This window comes from Agrobacterium sp. CNPSo 2736 (assembly GCF_004005385.1).
Classification (GTDB): Bacteria; Pseudomonadota; Alphaproteobacteria; order Rhizobiales; family Rhizobiaceae; genus Agrobacterium; species Agrobacterium leguminum.
This window is the reverse complement of sequence record NZ_RZTX01000002.1, coordinates 60,421-79,156: the sequence shown is the minus strand read 5'-3', so window position 1 is coordinate 79,156 and position 18,736 is coordinate 60,421. Positions and strand designations below refer to the sequence as shown.

General features: G+C 54.8%; 23 protein-coding genes and 1 tRNA gene. 16 read left to right on the top strand and 8 right to left on the bottom strand.

Annotated features, from left to right (window positions below):
• Nucleotides 1-204: 204 nt before the first annotated feature.
• The 15 genes from EM858_RS04430 (at nucleotide 205) to EM858_RS04360 (ending at nucleotide 11,186) form a co-directional block, all read left to right on the top strand.
• On the top strand, nucleotides 205-1,227 hold the full coding sequence (locus EM858_RS04430; RefSeq protein ID WP_003524863.1) for an amino acid ABC transporter substrate-binding protein: 1,023 nt from the start codon (nucleotides 205-207) through the stop codon (nucleotides 1,225-1,227).
• 106 nt (nucleotides 1,228-1,333) lie between these two features.
• Entirely contained in the window at nucleotides 1,334-2,530 is a 1,197-nt protein-coding gene (locus EM858_RS04425; RefSeq protein WP_080816960.1) for an amino acid ABC transporter permease, read from the top strand.
• Nucleotides 2,531-2,532: 2 nt separating this feature from the next.
• The gene (locus tag EM858_RS04420) at nucleotides 2,533-3,690 is read left to right on the top strand and encodes an amino acid ABC transporter permease (protein WP_080816959.1); all 1,158 of its coding nucleotides are present in this window, start codon (nucleotides 2,533-2,535) and stop codon (nucleotides 3,688-3,690) included.
• Nucleotides 3,691-3,701: 11 nt separating this feature from the next.
• Nucleotides 3,702-4,475, top strand: a complete 774-nt coding sequence (locus tag EM858_RS04415) for an amino acid ABC transporter ATP-binding protein (RefSeq protein ID WP_003524857.1) — start codon at nucleotides 3,702-3,704, stop codon at nucleotides 4,473-4,475.
• A 303-nt stretch (nucleotides 4,476-4,778) separates the two neighbouring features.
• A tRNA-Glu gene (locus EM858_RS04410) sits at nucleotides 4,779-4,853 on the top strand.
• Nucleotides 4,854-6,144: 1,291 nt separating this feature from the next.
• Entirely contained in the window at nucleotides 6,145-6,639 is a 495-nt protein-coding gene (locus tag EM858_RS04405) for a DUF6236 family protein (protein WP_127755981.1), read from the top strand.
• A 259-nt stretch (nucleotides 6,640-6,898) separates the two neighbouring features.
• Nucleotides 6,899-7,273 (top strand): hypothetical protein, encoded by a 375-nt coding sequence (locus EM858_RS04400; RefSeq protein WP_127755980.1) that lies wholly within the window; start codon nucleotides 6,899-6,901, stop codon nucleotides 7,271-7,273.
• On the top strand, nucleotides 7,270-7,596 hold the full coding sequence (locus EM858_RS04395) for a hypothetical protein (protein ID WP_127755979.1): 327 nt from the start codon (nucleotides 7,270-7,272) through the stop codon (nucleotides 7,594-7,596). Before EM858_RS04400 ends, EM858_RS04395 begins: the two co-directional genes overlap by 4 nt.
• Before the next feature lie 30 nt (nucleotides 7,597-7,626).
• Nucleotides 7,627-7,854: a hypothetical protein gene (locus EM858_RS04390; protein ID WP_127755978.1), complete on the top strand. Its 228-nt coding sequence runs from the start codon at nucleotides 7,627-7,629 to the stop codon at nucleotides 7,852-7,854.
• An 83-nt stretch (nucleotides 7,855-7,937) separates the two neighbouring features.
• Nucleotides 7,938-8,354, top strand: coding sequence for a hypothetical protein (locus EM858_RS04385; RefSeq protein ID WP_245482982.1), 417 nt, complete (start codon nucleotides 7,938-7,940; stop codon nucleotides 8,352-8,354).
• 35 nt (nucleotides 8,355-8,389) lie between these two features.
• Nucleotides 8,390-8,794: a hypothetical protein gene (locus tag EM858_RS04380; protein WP_127755977.1), complete on the top strand. Its 405-nt coding sequence runs from the start codon at nucleotides 8,390-8,392 to the stop codon at nucleotides 8,792-8,794.
• A gap of 69 nt (nucleotides 8,795-8,863) precedes the next feature.
• Nucleotides 8,864-9,220, top strand: a complete 357-nt coding sequence (locus EM858_RS04375) for a hypothetical protein (protein ID WP_127755976.1) — start codon at nucleotides 8,864-8,866, stop codon at nucleotides 9,218-9,220.
• Between the two features lie 172 nt (nucleotides 9,221-9,392).
• Entirely contained in the window at nucleotides 9,393-10,430 is a 1,038-nt protein-coding gene (locus tag EM858_RS04370; RefSeq protein ID WP_127755975.1) for a PAS domain S-box protein, read from the top strand.
• A gap of 169 nt (nucleotides 10,431-10,599) precedes the next feature.
• A complete protein-coding gene (locus EM858_RS04365; protein ID WP_236773316.1) occupies nucleotides 10,600-10,773 on the top strand; it encodes a hypothetical protein in 174 nt (57 codons plus the stop codon).
• 149 nt (nucleotides 10,774-10,922) lie between these two features.
• Nucleotides 10,923-11,186: a hypothetical protein gene (locus EM858_RS04360; RefSeq protein ID WP_127755973.1), complete on the top strand. Its 264-nt coding sequence runs from the start codon at nucleotides 10,923-10,925 to the stop codon at nucleotides 11,184-11,186.
• A 3-nt stretch (nucleotides 11,187-11,189) separates the two neighbouring features.
• On the opposite strand, the gene EM858_RS04355 is transcribed toward EM858_RS04360, so the two are convergent.
• The 5 genes from EM858_RS04355 to EM858_RS04340 form a co-directional block, all read right to left on the bottom strand.
• A complete protein-coding gene (locus tag EM858_RS04355; RefSeq protein WP_245482981.1) occupies nucleotides 11,190-11,582 on the bottom strand; it encodes a hypothetical protein in 393 nt (130 codons plus the stop codon).
• Nucleotides 11,583-12,006: 424 nt separating this feature from the next.
• Nucleotides 12,007-12,333, bottom strand: coding sequence for a hypothetical protein (locus EM858_RS04350; protein ID WP_127755972.1), 327 nt, complete (start codon nucleotides 12,331-12,333; stop codon nucleotides 12,007-12,009).
• Between the two features lie 62 nt (nucleotides 12,334-12,395).
• Nucleotides 12,396-12,569, bottom strand: a complete 174-nt coding sequence (locus tag EM858_RS27065) for a hypothetical protein (protein ID WP_164865304.1) — start codon at nucleotides 12,567-12,569, stop codon at nucleotides 12,396-12,398.
• Between the two features lie 2 nt (nucleotides 12,570-12,571).
• Nucleotides 12,572-12,898: a cell wall anchor protein gene (locus tag EM858_RS04345; protein ID WP_127755971.1), complete on the bottom strand. Its 327-nt coding sequence runs from the start codon at nucleotides 12,896-12,898 to the stop codon at nucleotides 12,572-12,574.
• Between the two features lie 21 nt (nucleotides 12,899-12,919).
• Nucleotides 12,920-13,648, bottom strand: a complete 729-nt coding sequence (locus EM858_RS04340) for a peptidoglycan-binding protein (RefSeq protein ID WP_127755970.1) — start codon at nucleotides 13,646-13,648, stop codon at nucleotides 12,920-12,922.
• Here EM858_RS04340 and EM858_RS04335 point away from each other — a divergent pair.
• The gene (locus EM858_RS04335) at nucleotides 13,629-14,393 is read left to right on the top strand and encodes a hypothetical protein (RefSeq protein WP_127755969.1); all 765 of its coding nucleotides are present in this window, start codon (nucleotides 13,629-13,631) and stop codon (nucleotides 14,391-14,393) included. The genes EM858_RS04340 and EM858_RS04335 overlap by 20 nt on opposite strands.
• Nucleotides 14,394-14,523: 130 nt before the next feature.
• Here EM858_RS04335 and EM858_RS04330 read toward each other — a convergent pair whose 3' ends face one another.
• The 3 genes from EM858_RS04330 to EM858_RS04320 form a co-directional block, all read right to left on the bottom strand.
• A complete protein-coding gene (locus EM858_RS04330) occupies nucleotides 14,524-15,591 on the bottom strand; it encodes a hypothetical protein (RefSeq protein WP_127755968.1) in 1,068 nt (355 codons plus the stop codon).
• 2 nt (nucleotides 15,592-15,593) lie between these two features.
• The gene (locus EM858_RS04325; RefSeq protein WP_164865303.1) at nucleotides 15,594-16,124 is read right to left on the bottom strand and encodes an ImmA/IrrE family metallo-endopeptidase; all 531 of its coding nucleotides are present in this window, start codon (nucleotides 16,122-16,124) and stop codon (nucleotides 15,594-15,596) included.
• A 211-nt stretch (nucleotides 16,125-16,335) separates the two neighbouring features.
• The gene (locus EM858_RS04320) at nucleotides 16,336-18,723 is read right to left on the bottom strand and encodes a hypothetical protein (protein WP_127755966.1); all 2,388 of its coding nucleotides are present in this window, start codon (nucleotides 18,721-18,723) and stop codon (nucleotides 16,336-16,338) included.
• Between the last annotated feature and the right edge of the window lie 13 nt (nucleotides 18,724-18,736).

Below are 18,736 nucleotides of genomic sequence, written 5' to 3'. Positions count from 1 at the left end.
TTCACCCTTTGCACACTTCCCGACCAAAATTTGGAAAATTCCGTTTTATAGGCACAATTATTGCCCGCACGTCTTGACCCCGCTGCCAATTGCGATTGTGATAGAAAAAGCGGATCGAAAAAGATCTCGCTGAAGGGGGAGCTGGGGCAAAACAAACATGCCGGTCCTCTTCCAAGTGACGATAACAAACAAAGGTTGGGAAAAATGAAAAAGGCAATTCTGTCAGCCGCCATCGGCGCAGCAGTTTTGGGAGGAGCCTCGGTCGCTTCGGCTGCGACGCTTCAGGATGTGAAGGGAAAAGGTTTCGTCACCTGCGGCGTAAGCGCCGGCATTCCGGGATTTTCCAATCCCGATGACAAGGGCGAATGGTCCGGTATCGACGTGGACTATTGCCGTGGTATTGCCACTGCGGTTTTCGGTGATCCTTCGAAAGCCAAGTTCGTCGCCCTTTCGAGCAAGGACCGCTTCCCGGCTCTCCAGTCCGGTGAAGTCGACGTTCTGACCCGTAACACCACCTGGACGATCAGCCGCGACACGTCGCTTGGCTTCAACTTCCGCACCGTCAACTATTATGACGGCCAGGGCTTCATCGCCAAGAAGAGCCTCAACGTGAAGTCCGCTCTCGAGCTCTCCGGCGCCGCCGTCTGCGTTCAGACCGGCACGACCACCGAGCTCAACCTGGCCGACTACTTCAAGACCAACAATCTGCAGTACAACCCGGTCGTTTTCGAAAAGGAATCCGACGCAACCTCCGCCTATGATTCGGGCCGTTGCGACGTTTACACCACCGACCAGTCGGGCCTCTATGCAATCCGTCTGAAGCTGAAGAACCCGGACGAAAACGTCGTTCTGCCGGAAGTCATCTCCAAGGAGCCGCTTGGCCCGGCCGTTCGCCAGGGTGACGACCAGTGGTTCGACATCGTGACCTGGGTTCACTATGCGATGGTCAACGCCGAAGAGCTCGGCGTCACCTCCAAGAATGTCGATGAGCAGAAGAACAGCGCCAATCCGGACGTGAAGCGCCTGCTCGGCACGGAAGAAGGCACCAAGATCGGTACCGATCTCGGCGTGACCAACGACTGGGCCTACAACATCATCAAGCTGGTGGGTAACTACGGCGAAGTCTTCGACCGCAACGTCGGCGCTGGCTCCCCGCTGAAGATCGAGCGTGGCCAGAACGCGCTGTGGACCAAGGGCGGCCTGCAATACGCACCGCCGGTCCGTTGATCGGCCCCATTACCGGCTAGATCATAAGGAGGCTGGGCAACGCCCGGCCTCCGCTTCAAATTATATAAATAAGCTCGCAAAGAGCATATAAAAGGGAAAGGTGCCTATGGCAGGCAACGCGGTCAGTTCGCAACGATCGCGCGCGCAAAGCGCGTCGTCACTTATCTACGATCCACGCATACGCGGCATTTTCTATCAGGTCCTGACAGTCGTCGTCCTGGCCGCCTTCGTCTGGATCATCGTGACGAATACGATCACCAATCTTCAACGGTCAAACATTTCGTCCGGCTTCGGCTTCCTCAACGGAAGAGCCGGTTTCGATATCGGCCAGTCGCTGATCGCTTATACCAGCGACGCGACCTATGGCCGGGCATTGCTCGTTGGTATTCTCAACACGATCCAGGTTGCGTTTTTCGGCATCATCGCCGCCTCGATCATCGGTTTCATCGTCGGCATCGCCCGGCTGTCCAACAACTGGCTGATTTCGAAACTCGCGCAGGCCTATGTGGAAATCTTCCGCAACATCCCGCCGCTGCTCGTCATCTTCTTCTGGTACAAGGGCGTCATCTCGGTTCTGCCGCAGGCGCGCGAGTCGCTCGAGCTTCCGCTTGGAACCTACCTCAACAATCGCGGCTTCTTCTTTCCCAAGCCGCTGTGGGGAGAAGGCACCTGGCTCGTGCCACTGGCCTTCCTCGTCGCCATCGTTCTCAGCGTCTTCGTTTACCGCTGGGCGAAGGCCAGACAGGAAAGAACCGGACAGCAGTTCCGCACCGGCATAACGGTGACACTTCTCATCGTCGGCCTGCCGCTGGCGACATTCCTGGCGCTCGGGGCGCCGCTGACATTCGACTATCCGATTGCCGGGCGGTTCAATCTCTCGGGCGGCGCGGTCGTCGCACCTGAATTCATGTCGCTGTTCCTGGCGCTTTCCTTCTACACCGCCTCCTTTATCGCCGAAATCGTTCGCGGCGGCATCAAGGCCGTGGCGAAGGGGCAGACGGAAGCTGCGGATGCACTGGGGCTTCGCTCCAGCACCACGACGCGCCTGATCGTCGTTCCGCAGGCGATGCGCATCATCATCCCGCCGCTGACGAGCCAGTATCTCAACCTGACCAAGAACTCCTCGCTTGCGGTCGCTGTCGGCTTCGCCGACATCGTCTCGGTCGGCGGCACGATCCTGAACCAGACGGGACAGGCAGTCGAAGTCGTTGCAATCTGGCTGGTCATCTATCTCTCGCTGTCCCTGCTCACGGCCGTGGTCATGAACTGGTTCAATGCGAAAATGGCCCTGGTGGAGCGATAACGATGACGATCAGCAATCACGCTTTCGTGCGACAGACCATCGAGGACGCCAAACCCGCGCCCTCGAGCGCCGTCGGCTTCGGCCACTGGCTGCGCACCAAACTTTTCGCCACGCCGAAGGACACCGTCCTGACGGTTATCGCCCTTGCCCTGCTCGCCTATCTGGTGCCGCCGATCGTCAAGTGGCTGTTCATCGACGCGGTATGGACCGGCAGCGATCGTATCGCCTGCCTGACCGCTTCGCAGGGCGGTGCGCTGCCGGACGGCCAGTCCGGTGCGTGCTGGGCCTTCGTTTCGGCGAAGCTCGGACAATTCGTCTTCGGCCGCTATCCGATCGACGAACGCTGGCGTCCCATCCTGGTGATGGTGACGTTCGCCATCCTGCTGATACCGATGCTGATCCCGAAGGCGCCGTTCAAGCGACTGAATGCGCTGGCGCTTTTCATCATCCTGCCCTTCATTGCGTTTTTCCTGCTGATCGGTGGTGTCTTCGGCCTGCCGAAGGTGGAAACGCAGCTCTGGGGCGGCCTGATGGTGACCCTCATCCTGTCGTTCTTCGGGATCACCGTCTCCCTGCCCTTCGGCATTCTTCTGGCGCTCGGCCGGCGGTCGAACCTGCCGGTGATCAAGATGCTCTGCGTGCTCTTCATCGAAGTCATCAGAGGCATTCCGCTGATCACCGTCCTGTTCTTCGCCAGCATCATGCTGCCGCTGTTCCTGCCTGATGGCTGGACCTTCGACAAGTTCCTGCGCGCGCTCGTCGGCGTGTCGCTGTTCTCCTCGGCCTATATGGCGGAGGTGATCCGCGGCGGCCTGCAGGCCATTCCGAAGGGACAATATGAAGGTGCGGATTCGCTCGGCCTGAACTACTGGCAGAAGACGCGGCTGATCGTGCTGCCGCAGGCGCTGAAGCTCGTCATTCCGGGCATCGTCAACACCTTCATCGGGCTGTTCAAGGACACGTCGCTGGTCTCGATCATCGGCATGTTCGACCTGCTCGGTATTGTCACACTCAACCAATCGGATGCGAATTGGGCCACGCCCGTCACCGCCATGACTGGCTATATTTTCGCAGGCTTCGTATTCTGGATATTCTGCTTCGGCATGTCGCGTTATTCGCTGTTCATGGAACGGCACCTCGACACCGGGCATAAACGATAAGGGACGCTCAAATGGCAGAAACCCAAGCAAAAAAACTGACCGTCTCGACAACGGACGTGGCGATCGAACTCATCGGCATGAACAAGTGGTATGGCGACTTCCACGTGCTGCGCGACATCAATCTCAAGGTGATGAAGGGCGAGCGCATCGTCATCGCCGGTCCTTCCGGGTCGGGCAAATCGACCATGATCCGCTGCATCAACCGGCTTGAAGAACATCAGTCGGGCACGATCAATGTCGATGGCATCGAGCTCACCAACGACCTGAAGAAGATCGATGAGGTGCGCCGCGAGGTTGGCATGGTGTTCCAGCACTTCAACCTCTTCCCGCATCTGACGATCCTCGAAAACTGCACGCTGGCGCCGATCTGGGTTCGCAAGATGCCCAAGAAGGAAGCCGAAGAAGTGGCGATGCACTATCTGAAGCGTGTCAAGATCCCCGAGCAGGCGAACAAATATCCCGGCCAGCTCTCCGGCGGCCAGCAGCAGCGCGTGGCGATTGCCCGCTCGCTCTGCATGAAGCCGAAGATCATGCTGTTCGACGAGCCGACCTCGGCGCTCGACCCGGAAATGGTCAAGGAAGTGCTCGACACCATGGTCAGCCTTGCCGAAGATGGCATGACCATGCTGTGCGTAACCCACGAAATGGGCTTCGCCCGCCAGGTGGCAAACCGCGTCATCTTCATGGACCAGGGCCAGATCGTCGAACAGAACTCGCCCGCCGAATTCTTCGACAATCCGCAGCATGAGCGCACCCGGCTGTTCCTCAGCCAGATTCTGCACTGAGACTGCGATCGACATGTATATCGAGCGGGGCCGTTTCGGCCCCGTTTTCGTTTCTGGAGACCTGCTGAAATCGTTATCTCCGTGCACGACCGCAACGATTTCGATTTTGCGATTCCACCGCTCTCGAAGCGCAAAGAGCACAAAAATGGGCGCGGTGGCGTAGTTTAACCATTTGTTACGAAACAAGAATCCTTGTTTTTCAGGGCTTCTGGCGGCCCATGTCATTTTTTTGTCAAATCATGCATTTTTCCGCTTGCAGACCTTCGGGAGCCTGACTATAAGGGCGCCACACCACAAGCGCACGCGCCCTTCGTCTATCGGTTAGGACGTCAGATTTTCATTCTGAAAAGAGGGGTTCGACTCCCCTAGGGCGTGCCAAAATCCCTTAAAATACAAATACATACAAAATAGTGAGACAAAATCTCGCTGTTTGATTTCATTATGCGTTTTTTATCGTTTGTCTCACCGAAAAGGTTGCCAAAACACTTCGGTTAAACGTCTATGAGACGTCATCCTGTTCTTGCGGCTTCCCGATCAACACACAATCTAGCATTGAGACTCGACTCCACTGGAAGTTTCTGCTTCGATCACCAAGTGGGATTGGGGAATCCAATGAAATATCGAATTTTTGCGATCGGCATTTTGCCTTTGCTTGTGTCCGCATGCGGCTCTGTAACTTTGCCAGCGGCAGTGAAACTCGATAGTGGCGAGGCGCTAATCGGGACAACAACTGCTGCTGTGAGCGGTGGAACCTTCCAAGTTGCCAATCCAGCAGCGTCAACGAGCTGCACAGGAAACTATGACGCTCTCGACACGCGGCCAATCATTTCCGCCCCGTTCACTTGTACAGACGGCCGATATGGCACCGTTACAGTATATCGGTCTCCTAACGGGATGGACGGAACCGGCTTGGTAAACCTAGCCGACGGGAACACAGGACGGGTCGCTTTTGGAAGATCAGCCGCTCGCGTTTTAACCGAACCGTCGGTGGCGCCTGCTAACTCAGGCACGGCGGCGGCGATCTCCGTTCCGAGTGTAAACAGCAGTGGCAATTGCCCTACGCCTGGTAGCATCGCGGCAGACGGCAAACGCTGCGGCGCGCGCGCTTCAGGCGGCGAGTACATGTCGCCCACCAAGCACCGGCGCCCATCTATGTTCCGGCAATATCATACCGGCCCTCGTGGCGGGTGCTATTACCTGACTGCCAGCGGCAATAAGAGCTACGTTGACCGTAGCATGTGCAGATGATTTTGAGCCGTTGGAAGAGTCGAAGGTGGGGAGATTGCGTTCGAAACAAACGGGTTTTTCTTGCTTGGCCAGCCATCTCGATCACCGATGAGGATAAAAATTTGCGCGGTATTATTGTTACACCACAGATAAAGGTCTTGGAGCAACAAGGAGTCACCATTGGCGGCTCAACCGACCCTAGCCTTGTTCGGTTTTGGTGCCTGTTTTGGGACAAGCTGGCATATCCACAAACGTCTATCATCATGAATGAGCTGGGAATTGAGCTATCGTATCTAGAATCTCAGGAGGTCTTTACACGCCATCGCGTACAGTCCCCAAACGGCAATGCTGGGCAGATAATGATATACACGCGAGCAAAGACATTTGAAGAGCTGGAGAAAGCCTCCCCAGGCTGTTGGGCAGTTGCATCTGGGGTTGGAGCTTGGGAAGGGCCGGAGCCAGAAAAGGCCGGGCGCTGCGATTTGAACTCGTTAATGCGCTCCCTGTGCCGGACAAGGAAGTTCCGATCGAAGAGATTTTAGAGTTCCGAGAACGGCGTAAGGATGAGTGCGACGCCTTGTTGGCCTACATTGATGAATGCTATCTTTCGGTGACAACAGCTCCAGATAAGCCCCTCGCCCAGCATATCGCTTTTGAAAAGATCGCGCGTGGGGTTCGGGAGCAATTGGAAGTCACCATCGAGGCAGGTTTTGCTCACCGGCTTTACAGCCTCACGGCTGACTTCAACCTATTTGCGGCCGGCGTGGCCGCAACCGGCAGCTTCGCCTTCGGCGCTTCCATGTCCACAATAGTGGGCAACACCATTCTTGCCGGCGCCAGCGTCTCTGTGTCGAATATTTTAGGCGCGGTAAATCCAAAGAAAAGTTTCAGCCCTTTCCGCTATCTCACGTCATATGGAAATGAAGTTTTCCGATAGGCGCGTGAGAATGCATCCAGATATGCCACGCGGGCGGATCTTCCCCTCCAACCATTCCTTCGTACACCTTCTGTAAGGTTGGCACGAATTAAAGCCCTCCCCGCTAGGGCTTTTCTCCACTGCACGAGCCTTTCGGCCCGCCCCAGCCAGACGCACAAATATTCATTACAAGTTGCCGGGAGTTATTGACTCTCTTTTCGGGTTGTAGTGAAGCTTGACCTTGGCGATGCATTACGTCGTCAGGGGATTTGGGGACTAGATGAGATATATTTTACCTTTGCTGGCCTGCGGGCTGGCCGTTTCATCGTGCGCAAAAAGACCAGATGCAATCGTCCCGGTGGACGTGCCAATGGCAGCTTACAGCAATCTCGATTGTCTGGCGCTGGCTAGCGAGTATCTGAAAGAACAAGCATCACTCTCGGCTGTTTCGAAACAGCAGCACGACGCTGCGACCGGGGATGCCGTCGGCGTCTTCCTCGTCGGTGTGCCTATGTCGAGCACGTTCGGCGGTGACAAGGAGGGTCAGGTTGCCGTTGCCAAGGGCAAGGTCAATGCGATCGAGGCAAATATGAAGGCAAAAGGCTGCAACGTGCCCGCGATCAGCAAACCGGGACAAAAAGGAACATCCAAATGAGAATCAAAAAAATCGCCTTGCTCGTGCCCGTATTGATGCTGTCGGGATGCGTTTCCGAAACGGAATACAACAGATTGCAAGAGGTTATGAACGGTAGTTCTGCTGCGAGACAGTACGCCATCAACGAATGCTACGCGAAAACGATCAAGGCACCGGCGCACGAGACAGCCAACGTGCGAATAATCATGAACCTTAGCCCGAAAGCGAATGTGCAAAAGACGTTTTGCACGAGGGCCGTCAACGGTGTTGCCAGCAAGCGGATCACCTACCGCGACTACGTGAACAAAACTCCCAACTTCATTCGCGTGATTCAGGGCAGATAAAGCCGTCGCGCATCTCACATCGGGGTTATGATGAAGTACTTTTTTCTCGCTATTTCAGCCTTTGCGCTGACGGCCTGCCAGACACAAACAGCAGAGGAATGGAAAGCGCAGAGGTCATTTGAAATAGGTGCCAAGCGTGCCTGCCGCGACGTGAAGGGGAAGGAACTCTATGCGAAATGTTTCGACCGCGAAGTGCTGCATAGGAAGCAGTTCTACGATGACATCATGTTTCGCTACGCAGGTGTGCCAAAGCGATAGCCAGTAAGCGGGCGAACTTTTGTGACATGACGCCATGTTGTTTCAAAGTTTGAACCGCAGATGAGACGCGAGCTTTTACCACAATGCTACATCGACAGCACAACGATCCGAAGCTCGACGCATTCAGGTTTGCGTGGCCTATATTGATGGTTTGCTGCTTTGCTATCGTCGGGGCTCTAGTTATCGGCCTGCGAGCGTGGCGTTTCAGTAATTTCCCCCACTCCATCGCAACTATTCAGGAAGTGTGGGATGAAAAAGTCAAGCAGTCCCGCCGCGGGGGTGTCATCGCGGACTTGTTCTTTGAGCCGCGCTACGAGACCTTCACTTTTGGCACGATTGTGTTCGAGCACCAGCAAAAGGGCATTACGCATTCATGCAAGCAGACGGTGAGACTTGGTAAGCCTATGGATAAATACGCGGCTGGTGAAAAATTGGATGTCGTACCCGCGACTGGGACGTGCGACCGCGTGGATGTGATCGGTCGGCTTCCAATTGATTAAGCTCTCCAATCCGACGACAAAACAGAGGTGCCTCCATGGCACAGTCAGGTAAACACATCCGCCATTTGGCGGGTAGCAAAGGAAGAGAAATGCGGGAAGCTGGTTCAAAGCGTCGGATCGATGCGACCGAGATAGCGTCGGTAGTTCTTTACGCCCTCCTCAGCATCCTCGTTGCTTTTTTGATCGTCTATATCGTCTACTTACTAGTGCTAGCAATTCTCATTCCGAGTACAAGATTTACCCCAAACTCCATCCTTCCTCCGGTCGGAGCGACAGGAATATTGCTCGCGTTTTGCGTCGTCCGTTTGCACGCAAATTCGCAGACTTTTAGCGAGTTTATCGAACAAACCGGGAAATTGGTCGGAAAGATTTGGTATCCCCTTCTGACAACCTTACTTGTTTCATTCATCCTCAACCTTGTTGCTCTGGGTGTGCTTTAAAGTTGCCGAGGTCTGGGGGTGAAGCAATACACTTCGACATTGGTGTCTGAAGAGACTACGGGGCATAAGATGGACAGCATCGTCATTACTGGTTCTGCGGCGCTTGTGATTGGCGGGCTTATGCTTTTGCTCTTCGCGGTACCGACGGCGCTGATCTTATGGCTCATCGGCCGGATTCTGGGGCGGCTTGCAAGCGGCATAGCTGGCTCTGGATTGATTGCGTATCTCATTTACTACGCCGTAAGCTCGCACATGGCCTGTGGATCACCTGGCGCTTGTGACACCCCGGGCATGATGCTTTTTGCACCAATGATCTATCTGGCGATACCTGCGGCTAGTCTGGTCACGGGGATTTTAACCTGTAAGGTCTGGATCGAGCTAAGCCCTCGACGAGCGCCCACCGCTGATCGAAACTGGAAAGCTTAATGGTCGTGATCCGAAGCCAATTTGTGGTGCGGCCGAGAGTTTTTCTCTTTTGCAACCGGCAACCAGCTTGATTGCCCGTGCGAGGGTGCACAACGTTTGACGGACACGTTCTTCTTGACGCATTAATGAAGGGCAAATGTGTGGGCGCCTGACATGAAGCTTGGAGGAGACGATGGGGATTCCGGATGAGCGGGAAGCAAGAGCCGACCAGGATATGCGAGTGCTGCCGTTTGAGGCGGCTGACTTTCTTGCCGCAATCGTCGCATCCTCAGATGATGCGATAGTGAGCAAAAACTTGTCAGGGGTCATCACGACCTGGAACAAAGGCGCTGAGCGAATTTTTGGATACACAGCGGACGAAGCCGTTGGCCAACCGATAACAATTGTTATCCCCGAGGATCGGAAAAACGAAGAGCCGTCCATACTGGCGCGCATTCAAGCAGGCGAGCGCGTTGACCATTTTGAGACGGTGCGACGCCGCAAAGATGGCACCTTGATTGATATCTCGCTGACCATCTCACCAATTGTCGACAGCAGAGGCCGCATTATCGGCGCCTCAAAAATCGCTAGAGACATTTCAGACAGCAAGCGTCATGCCGATGAACGCGAATTGCTATTGAGAGAGTTGCATCACCGCATAAAGAACCTCTTTTCGGTGACTGGCAGTATCATTGCCTTGGCCGCTCGGAACGCGGCGACGCCGGGCGAACTGGCCCTCGAAATGCGAGAGCGGCTATCGGCACTGGCCAGAGCCCATGAGATAACGTTGCCAACTCTCACGGGCCACGCTCCCGAAAGTCGCGAAACAAGCCTGTTTCAGCTTCTTTCCAGCATCCTGGCACCTTATGTGCGCAATGATTGGAGACCTTGGACGCTTTCCGGTGAAGATGTAACCATACAGCAAGGCACGGTTACAAACCTCGCTCTCCTTTTTCATGAATTTGCGACGAACTCTTCCAAGTACGGAGCGCTTTCTGTCGAGAATGGCACCCTTGATATTCGGGCAGCAGCCCGAGCAGATCGGTTGGAGATTGTCTGGCTCGAAGCCAATAGCCCCACGTGCTCCGATGTGCCACCCGCATCATCGTCGGGTTTCGGTAAAATCCTGGAGGCAACGTTGTCGCAAAGCCTCAATGCCAGGATCGAGCGGACGTGGATGCCAGCGGGCGTTTCCATTCACGTTGTCCTGAACGAAGTGACGACCAAATAGCCGGGACATTACAAACTCTGCCCCCCGACCGCCCTTCGTTTTGGACGGAACCAACTTCGTGGGAAGAGGTTGTACAAATCTGCATGATAAAACAGAAAGACGGGCAATGCCGCGGTATTTTTTCCACGTCCGGGACGCCGAAGGCCTCTCCGAAGATACGGAAGGGACGATGCTGTCGAACGATGAACGCGCCTATATCGAGGCAGCGCAAGCTGCAAGAGAAATGCTGGCGGAAAAAATCCTCAAGGATGAGATTGTGGACGGCGCGGAATTCGAGGTAGTCAGGGGCGATGGCGTACTGGTCGCTAAGATTCCGCTTAAATCCGTTGTGCGGTTTGAGTAAAACGATGCGAGCCACCGAACTTGAATGGGCTGGGTCGACTCACCCGCTAAACGTGTTATCCTCTTGGTATTGTCACCAACCGAATTCATAGGCGGTGATGACTGAGGGTTACTACGTGCTCCCGCCTATTTTGTGTGGAGGACGGCTGCTTGCCCCAACCATCAACTTTCAATGATTGTCTGCTTCGACGCGTTCTTTACCGCTGGGCCGCCAAGTTCACGCCTGATGAGCAATTTCGTGCCCACCTGGTGGAAATGACGATTGTCGAAACACTCCGTGAGTTTCCAGAAGCTGACGACAATTGCACGATCGACATCCAGCTTCTTGCAACGATGAGGCAAGTGTTGCTGCGGGAGCTTGGTGTGCATCCAGTCGCCGACGGAAGGCCGTCCGAAGAGTCGCGTTCCGATTGATCATCAATGAAGAGTGGATGATGTTCCCGGCGGACCAAAAAGCGCGTCGGCTATGACCCGCAGCTGCCGCTTGTCATCGTTCAAGACGTAACCGATTGTTTCGGTCTCGAAGAAGGAAGCGAAAACGAACGGTACACCCATTGTGTCAAGCAACAACGCCAAGTGCATCATGATTTCTGGATCAGCTTCAACGTCGATGATTGCGGCATCGATATCGCCTCCATTGACCAGTTTCAATACCTGCAACATAGACGACGCAGGACCAACGATAGTGGCGCCAGCGGCAATGAGCTGCGCCCGGCATTCCAGCGTCAATAACTGACCCTGCTGCACCACCATCAGCTTCTTGCCTCTAAAGACACGTAAAATTGGACTGTCCTTTTCGTCACGCTGCACTTTGCTGCATTGCAAATTCTATCACAAATACAGCCAACCCCCACATAATTCGGGAAATTATCCCTTGCCGTGGCTCAAGGCCTTTGCCTTTAGTGTGAGCACACTTCCCAGATTAAGAGCCGCCAGATTAAGCATGCCCTTGAAACTCGATTGACAAAAGGAGAGGAAGCCCCAATTAATCTCGGCGTTTCATGGGAACGAGCACGTTTTTCTAGCTCAAATACTTTCCCGAATATTGGCAACTCGTACTCTATTCATTTCATCAAGCATGCCGCTTCCAGCTATCTGGAGCGGCTTTTGATAGAGGCAAGCTGATGTTCTCATTGAGGAAAATCTAATTTAGGTCAATGGACGCGGATGTTCTCATATAGTTCGCCCGCCGTTCTACGATGGTTATGACGGTGACGGTCTGTAATGACCTCAATCACGCGGATTTCCCACCCCTCGCCCATCTTTGCATCGCTTCAATGAGAACATCCGAGATCCACATCGCGCTTGCTCCCGTCAGAAAAGCTGCAGCGTTCATCGTGGCAACCGGGTCTTCCGGCAGTGGCCAATTGATGCTGTAGAGGTAATGCAGCAAAGGCGTAGTGAGATATGCCGCCGCCAGCGCCCCGCAGATCGGAGACGCCAGCATTTCGCGCCAAGTGTACTTTTGGCGAGACAAAGCCCGCAGAAGGCCGCCAGCGAGGCCGGCAATCAGGACGCCGAGTTTAAGGCCGATGGCGTCGAGGAGGTCAGTAAGATGCATGCGTCAGCCCCTCTGAAGCGATGGGAGTTGCCCCCGGCCGTTGGGTCCAGGGCGAGTTGCGATTACTTCACGTCCTTCTTGTTCCAAACGACCCACCAGATGACTGAGGCGACGGAAATGAGACCGCCGGTCAGAGTGACGGCCATCTCTTCGGTCAGGATGCCCTTGCTGATGAGGACGCCCGAGCCGAACTGGAGGAGGATGCGCAAAAGCTGCTGTACGGTGTTCCAGTCCATTTTCAGTTATCCACTTTCTTTGCTTCACGAACAGCGATGCTGATCGTCAGATAGGCGCTGGAAGCCGCCACCAGCGTCGATGCGAGCGTTGCCGTCTCTTTGTTTGCGCAGAGTGCCTGAAGGCTGTGATAGGCTGCCTGCGCCGCTGCTGCCGTCTTCGGCTTGAGCTTGTCGGCTGCGATGAAGGGCTGAAGTACGGCATAGGCCGTTTTGCCGGCAGAGCAGACCTGCGGTAGGCCGTTGCGAATGCCGGTGTCGATAGATCCGGTGGACTGGCAAGCGGACAGGCCAAAGGCTGCCGCCGCCACGATGAGCAGAGACTTGAACATGATCGTTCCTTTGATGGAGGGTTATCGCGCCAGCGTCGAAAGCTGGTCGTTATGGACGTAGAAGGAGGGGCATGCTTTTGCAGCGTACTGATTGTGTCCGCTGATCGTCTTGATTGGAAATTTCTCTACCAACTGCTTGGTGAGCCAGAGCATTGAGGCGCGTTGCTCGGGCGTGCGGGTGTCTTTGGGCTTACTGTTGTCGGCAGTCACGCCGCCGATATAGCAACAGCCGACCGTCCCGGTGTTGTGACCTTCACAGTGAGCGCCGTTTTGGCCGATTGGCCGCCCCGCCATGATCCGGCCGTCGCGATAGACGAGATAGTGATATCCGATATCGGACCATCCGCGCTGCTTGTGCCAGGAACGGATATCTTCGACGGTAAAGTCCTGCCCTTCCCGCGTTGCCGAGCAATGCCAGATCAGTTCCCTGATCGGGCGCGCAGTGTCGAGGAGCTTCAGGCTGGCCGCGTTCGGCGGCGCTTTTGGCTCATCCTTCCGCGAAGACCCGATGGGAGCCGGCTTCTGGATGGCAGATTTATCCGGCTCAGGCTTCTTCGATTTCGGCGCGGTTTCCGCCTGCTTCATCGCAGCGAGGGTTTGTGTCCCTGCTATGCCGTCGACAACAAGACCAAAATCTCGCTGAAAGGCTTCGATAGCCGCAATGGTCTTTTGGCCTTTCACGTTATCGACTGGCCCCGGTTGATAGCCGAGCGAAATCAACCGCCGCTGGATGTCCAACGTCGAAACCATGGTGTTTTCCTTTGTTGATGGAAATCATAAAGCCCTAGAGGCGACTTCCGTGGTGGCGGCGATTCGTTCTGTTACAGTCATCGTTACCGCGGTTGCTTGGGCACCGGGCGCTCAAGCGAAGAATCCAAAAGCCTGCAAGAAATACGGCACTCTGTACGAGCTTTGGCGATCTAGCGGTCGATACGATCCTATCTCGAACCCCGGGGCCTACGTCGGTTTTTTCTTTGCTCGTGGTGGATCGACTCTTCATCATCCTCGTGCTTCATTGCATGCGGCTGGGGGCGGCATGAAAAAATTAATCAAGAATCCTTTAGTTGTCGCGGGCGCAGTGCTTATTCTGACCGCAATAACTTTGCGTTATATGTCTGGTCCGCCGGTATGCAGAGATGGATGGCAGTCTTCTTCCATAGGCACTCGCGGCGCGTGTTCCCATCACGGCGGGGTTCGCCATGGATGGGGTGGAATAGTTGCGATTATCCTCGCAATAGTCGCTGGTTTTGCCCGGTATGCGGCAAATCAAGATCTTAGCGACACGCCACGGACCCAACGTCCACCTCCACGTCCGCCCATTGCGCCGCCGCAAGCCACCGCGCCAAGCCAGAAAAGAGAACCTTCTGCCGACAGCATCGAGGCTATGCAGGAAGGCGAGGCAAAAACGAAGGCTTATCTTAACGCCTACTTTGCTGAACCTTCGCCAAGGCAAGGTAGAAACAAGAGAAGGCTGAAGCGTCCACGTCTTCCGTAAATTTGCCTATCCAGAGCCGAGCGAAATCAAGCACTGCTGCACCTCGCGTACAGTCGCCACGGTAGTGTCCTTCCTACTGCCAATAAAAAGGGCGCCCCGAAGAGCGCCGTGATCAGCAACGAAGACGGATTCAGATTGTGGGGAGCGAATCCACAACCAGATTCAAATCCGTATCCGCCGAAGCGTTTGTTTCCGGCTCGCTAGACGCACTCCCGAAAGAGTCACGGAATTGCTTATCCTGTGCTTTGACCCCTTCCGCCGCATCGTGCCATTTTTTGCAGTACTCGGAGTAGAAGTCCGGTGGCACAAAGCCGTTTTGCGAAAAGGTCATTTTGACCTTAGGAATTTCAATTTCAAAGTAATTCAGGTAGTCTGTTAAGTAGTCTGCAAGGTCTGGCGACTTAGGGGGCGACGGCTGAGCCAAAAGAGCGCGCTGCTTCGTTAACAGGTCTTCGTGACGTACATCTCTAGAAGTATCGATTGTTAAAACTGGGTACGGATTACTATCTGCGACTCCCTTGAATATCTGCATCTCGGAAAATCTGATTGATCTTTTAAAATCAGTCACAAGATGAGTTTCAGCCGCTTTGGCTAGGAGGATCGCCAGCCCGGGAGAGATTGTCAGCGTGTCAATGGCAGAATTTTTGGAGATCCTGAAACCAGCATCAATACCCTTCCCGAGGAAATCGAACCTGCTCGGATCCGAATCGACCTCAAGTTCATTGTCCTCCGTAGGAAGGTCACTTTTACCGTTCAGAGCGTCCGTGCTTAAGCCGACACCGTTTTGTATGGGCATAATACTGCAGTTTGGGGTCGGGAAAGACGCTACCCAAGCGTTGCCTTTGGTATTGAGATCAAACTCCCTAGCAACCTCACCAAACTCTTTCAGCGCTTCAACGAATGCATCAATGCAAGCTCCAAGATGACAGAGACTGGTCAGTCGGCAACAGAATAAGATTTCGTCGCCAATCGTCTTCCAAAGCTTCGGGCGTCCTGTCTCTTTCTCGGCGCTATTTATGTTCCCTCTGCTATCACAGACCTCCCCAAACTTTTTGTCCAGAATCTGAGGAAACTGCCCGTAGAAATTTTGGAACGCCTTAATCCAAACAAGTGTATCTTTGCTCTTGTGCTTGAATGCCGTAGAACCCGTCAAATCCACGGAAAGGAACAGCCTTACTCGGTACTCTGGAACTTTCATGCTTAAGCAAGGCCTAGCGATTTCGCGCGAGCTTCGGCGGCGGAGCTGCTGACCTTGAAGGTGCGCTGCACATGCTCAACGCCCCTGCCAAATTCTACTTGGAACTCAGCCGCGGGCATCAGAAATGCCGCTGCGAACCAGTTTGCCTCCCATTCGGCTCTCCGCTGACGCTCATCTGTATTGTCGACGTGGCGGGTGGCACGCATTACCGCATCGGGTTTCGCCTGCAAGACTTTCGGGAGATGTAACAGCAAGTGGCCCAATTCGTGAGCTATTGTAAACCTGTCGCGCTCGAGAGACGTGAAGGGAGAGACATAGATGATGAAATCCGACAACGAGCGCGCAATCATTGAACCGCTCTGAATATCTTCGTCCCCTGTAGAACCAGCGACAATCTTACCGCCGAGTTTCTTTACCGGTTTTACGATATCATCACCCGGTCTAAAGGCTAGCTTTTGTGCCACTTGGTTTGCAAAAGCCTCTACAGAGGCCTTACCAATGTTGAGAGGTTCGGGATAAGCGTAGTCACGCATCATAGCCTCCTCACTCGTTAGCTTGGTTTGAAAACTGCTCCGCACCCTATCGGTTCCTATTTGACCTAAACTCGACGGCGACACGGCTTCAAGCGCCGCAACGCAAACACGCAACTACACTGTCAAGTGCTTACACTAAAAATAGGTTGATTCTAGCCCGCTTTCCACAGGTAGGTGTGGAAAAACTTTATCTTCACAATTCGCGCTCCTACTACAGCCTCCAAGAGACATTGACGTTGATGCTGGCGCCTGTTGCTGCGGGATAGGTGTTGTCATAGTTAGCAACCGCCATATGGGTCGTGCCACCTGCTGCAGTCACACTGAGTGTCTTTCCGGTGAGTGCATTTTCTCTACCGACGCCGATCGATGTGTTGCTTATTTGGATCGGCGTGCTGATATGCAACGCACCCGCTCCCGTGCCATTGTTGGTGATGGTTGCCGACGCACGAACTTCGATTACACCCTTGTGGATGCGATAAGAACCACTAGCGGAGGCTCCTGCAATAGCTCCAGATGAAGATGCTACGCCTGGAGCGTAGCTACGCCAGTCCGGCGACGATATGTATCCAGCGCCGCCATAGAGAACGCCCTGAATATCCGTAGCCTTGAGCTCTCCATCGAGAATGATTTGGCTGGAGGAGGCCGCGAAAAACGCGACTGCTGCGCCGGGAAACGCTCTCCCTTGCGTCAAGATTACCGGGCGACTGATCTGCACTCGACTGTTGGCGCCAGAGACGCTAACAGCCGAATTTCCTGACGCGACAAAATCAGCCATCCCAATGCTGATCTGAACACCATCTGCAATAACCGATATGCCGTTCGTCGCCTTTGTGCTGGGTTCGCCCGCTACTGTCTGATCGCCGTTAGCAATCAAATGCACGATTTCTATTGAAGCATTGTCGGCATTATCGGCAACGAGAATGCCGTAAGTTGCCAAATCCATGTACAGCAAATCTGCATGAGCACGAAACAGCGTTCCGCCTTCCGTTCCCTCCGTCGGCACGATATGCAATCCGACGTTCTGGAAAATGCTGAACAGGCTCGAAATGCGGAGACCATCACAGCGTCCCACTTTGAGCGTAGTGAGGTTTTGGCACTGATATTTCCAGACTGAAGACGGGATGTGCGCCCAATACGTCCAGAAATGTACCGTGTCGATGTGGCAGCAATCGTAGATATTGTCGATGTCGATACCGACAGAAAGCGGCTGACCGCGCACTCCGACCATGCGGAACCGGCCAAAGCCCGAGGCGCGCTGCCGGAAAAACTTCGTCGGATTGAGAGCGACAAAATCATTCAATTCGATCTCGACCGCGCCGCAATCGAAATCAAAATCAAACGCTCCCGGCACGAAGGAACTTCCAGACGGCGTTGGCTGATCGCGATAGGTACCGCAGCCAGCGAAACGAGCCAGCGAGAATGCCGTAGCGCCCGCCTCCGGCCGTACATCGAAGCCCACGCCGGCGTGATCCAGGAAGAACCACGAACCAGTGCCGCGCACGTTGACGGTGAGATTATCGGTCGTAAAGCCTGAGTGAGGCGCACAGCCTTTGCCAATGATCGTCACCGGGCGATTAACATTGACCGTCTCGGTCAACCGGACATCGAGGCCGCGCGGCACCGAGATAACGTCGGCAATATCGATTGCCGCCTGTACGGCCACGGTGTCATCCACCACACCATCGCCAACCGCACCAAACCATTGCACGTTGACGCCGGAAACAGCCCACCCACCTTGGCGAACCCACGCGCCGGCCGTAGCTGCAACGCCGTCGGCCTTGATGTAGAGACCTTCCTGCGGATCAGCGGCGATCTCCGCAGAATAATCTCCTGAGCGCCAAAGGAACTGACCTTCGCGGCCACTTTCCTTGAGATACGAGGATGTTATTGTCCCTGTGTCCAAGGCTTTAAGCGCCGCCCGTGTCGAAGAAAAGGTGTTCGGCACTGCGCCAACTACGATATCCCGAATGGCCTCAACTTGGGCAAGAATGGACTCTGCCTCCGCAATAATGGCAGCACTCACCTGATCGCTCACCAGCCGAAATGTTGAACCAGAGACTCGCCCCATAACGAGCATGCCGGCTTGCAGGCCGACGGGGGCGATGTCGTTCCCGGAGTTCGATTTGATCGTCAACGGTGCTGCACCGTTGAACGAAATCGTGACCGGCGACGCGGTGTTCGTCTCGAAAATATTCAGTAACACGAGCGCCGATCCAACAACTGGCAATGACGATGTCGCCTGAATAGCATTCGGTGTGCCGTCGCCCTCATCCTCAGCGATAATGAAGCTGTAGGGAAGATCCGCCACTCTGGACCACGAACCTGCCCCAGAGGCTCCTACCTTCATATAGATGCCATTATTGGAGGGCGTACCGTCACCGATCACCCAAGCCATAGAGTTGGACGCATGGGCCAAATCGGCATCCAGCAGAACCTTGCTTGCATAGACAAGCCCGCCGTTCGACGTAAAGGCGCCGATAACGGTTTCGTATTGCTTCAGCAACGTCCGGATATCCGCCTTTTTAGGCTGGTGGGCGCCGGATGACGGAATACCGTCGCTCTCAAAGTCGCGGAACACTTCCGCTGCGGTAAGAGGCATGGAATATTCTCCG

Bases quoted from the DNA above. Each gene is read 5' to 3' on its own strand.
- EM858_RS04430 (WP_003524863.1), top strand. From the start codon at position 205: ATGAAAAAGGCAATTCTGTCAGCCGCCATCGGCGCAGCAGTTTTGGGA.
- EM858_RS04425 (WP_080816960.1), top strand. From the start codon at position 1,334: ATGGCAGGCAACGCGGTCAGTTCGCAACGATCGCGCGCGCAAAGCGCG.
- EM858_RS04420 (WP_080816959.1), top strand. From the start codon at position 2,533: ATGACGATCAGCAATCACGCTTTCGTGCGACAGACCATCGAGGACGCC.
- EM858_RS04415 (WP_003524857.1), top strand. From the start codon at position 3,702: ATGGCAGAAACCCAAGCAAAAAAACTGACCGTCTCGACAACGGACGTG.
- EM858_RS04400 (WP_127755980.1), top strand. From the start codon at position 6,899: ATGAGATATATTTTACCTTTGCTGGCCTGCGGGCTGGCCGTTTCATCG.
- EM858_RS04395 (WP_127755979.1), top strand. From the start codon at position 7,270: ATGAGAATCAAAAAAATCGCCTTGCTCGTGCCCGTATTGATGCTGTCG.
- EM858_RS04390 (WP_127755978.1), top strand. From the start codon at position 7,627: ATGAAGTACTTTTTTCTCGCTATTTCAGCCTTTGCGCTGACGGCCTGC.
- EM858_RS04385 (WP_245482982.1), top strand. From the start codon at position 7,938: ATGCTACATCGACAGCACAACGATCCGAAGCTCGACGCATTCAGGTTT.
- EM858_RS04380 (WP_127755977.1), top strand. From the start codon at position 8,390: ATGGCACAGTCAGGTAAACACATCCGCCATTTGGCGGGTAGCAAAGGA.
- EM858_RS04375 (WP_127755976.1), top strand. From the start codon at position 8,864: ATGGACAGCATCGTCATTACTGGTTCTGCGGCGCTTGTGATTGGCGGG.
- EM858_RS04370 (WP_127755975.1), top strand. From the start codon at position 9,393: ATGGGGATTCCGGATGAGCGGGAAGCAAGAGCCGACCAGGATATGCGA.
- EM858_RS04365 (WP_236773316.1), top strand. From the start codon at position 10,600: ATGCTGTCGAACGATGAACGCGCCTATATCGAGGCAGCGCAAGCTGCA.
- EM858_RS04350 (WP_127755972.1), bottom strand. From the start codon at position 12,333: ATGCATCTTACTGACCTCCTCGACGCCATCGGCCTTAAACTCGGCGTC.
- EM858_RS27065 (WP_164865304.1), bottom strand. From the start codon at position 12,569: ATGGACTGGAACACCGTACAGCAGCTTTTGCGCATCCTCCTCCAGTTC.
- EM858_RS04345 (WP_127755971.1), bottom strand. From the start codon at position 12,898: ATGTTCAAGTCTCTGCTCATCGTGGCGGCGGCAGCCTTTGGCCTGTCC.
- EM858_RS04335 (WP_127755969.1), top strand. From the start codon at position 13,629: ATGTCCAACGTCGAAACCATGGTGTTTTCCTTTGTTGATGGAAATCAT.
- EM858_RS04340 (WP_127755970.1), bottom strand. From the start codon at position 13,648: ATGGTTTCGACGTTGGACATCCAGCGGCGGTTGATTTCGCTCGGCTAT.
- EM858_RS04330 (WP_127755968.1), bottom strand. From the start codon at position 15,591: ATGAAAGTTCCAGAGTACCGAGTAAGGCTGTTCCTTTCCGTGGATTTG.
- EM858_RS04325 (WP_164865303.1), bottom strand. From the start codon at position 16,124: ATGCGTGACTACGCTTATCCCGAACCTCTCAACATTGGTAAGGCCTCT.
- EM858_RS04320 (WP_127755966.1), bottom strand. From the start codon at position 18,723: ATGCCTCTTACCGCAGCGGAAGTGTTCCGCGACTTTGAGAGCGACGGT.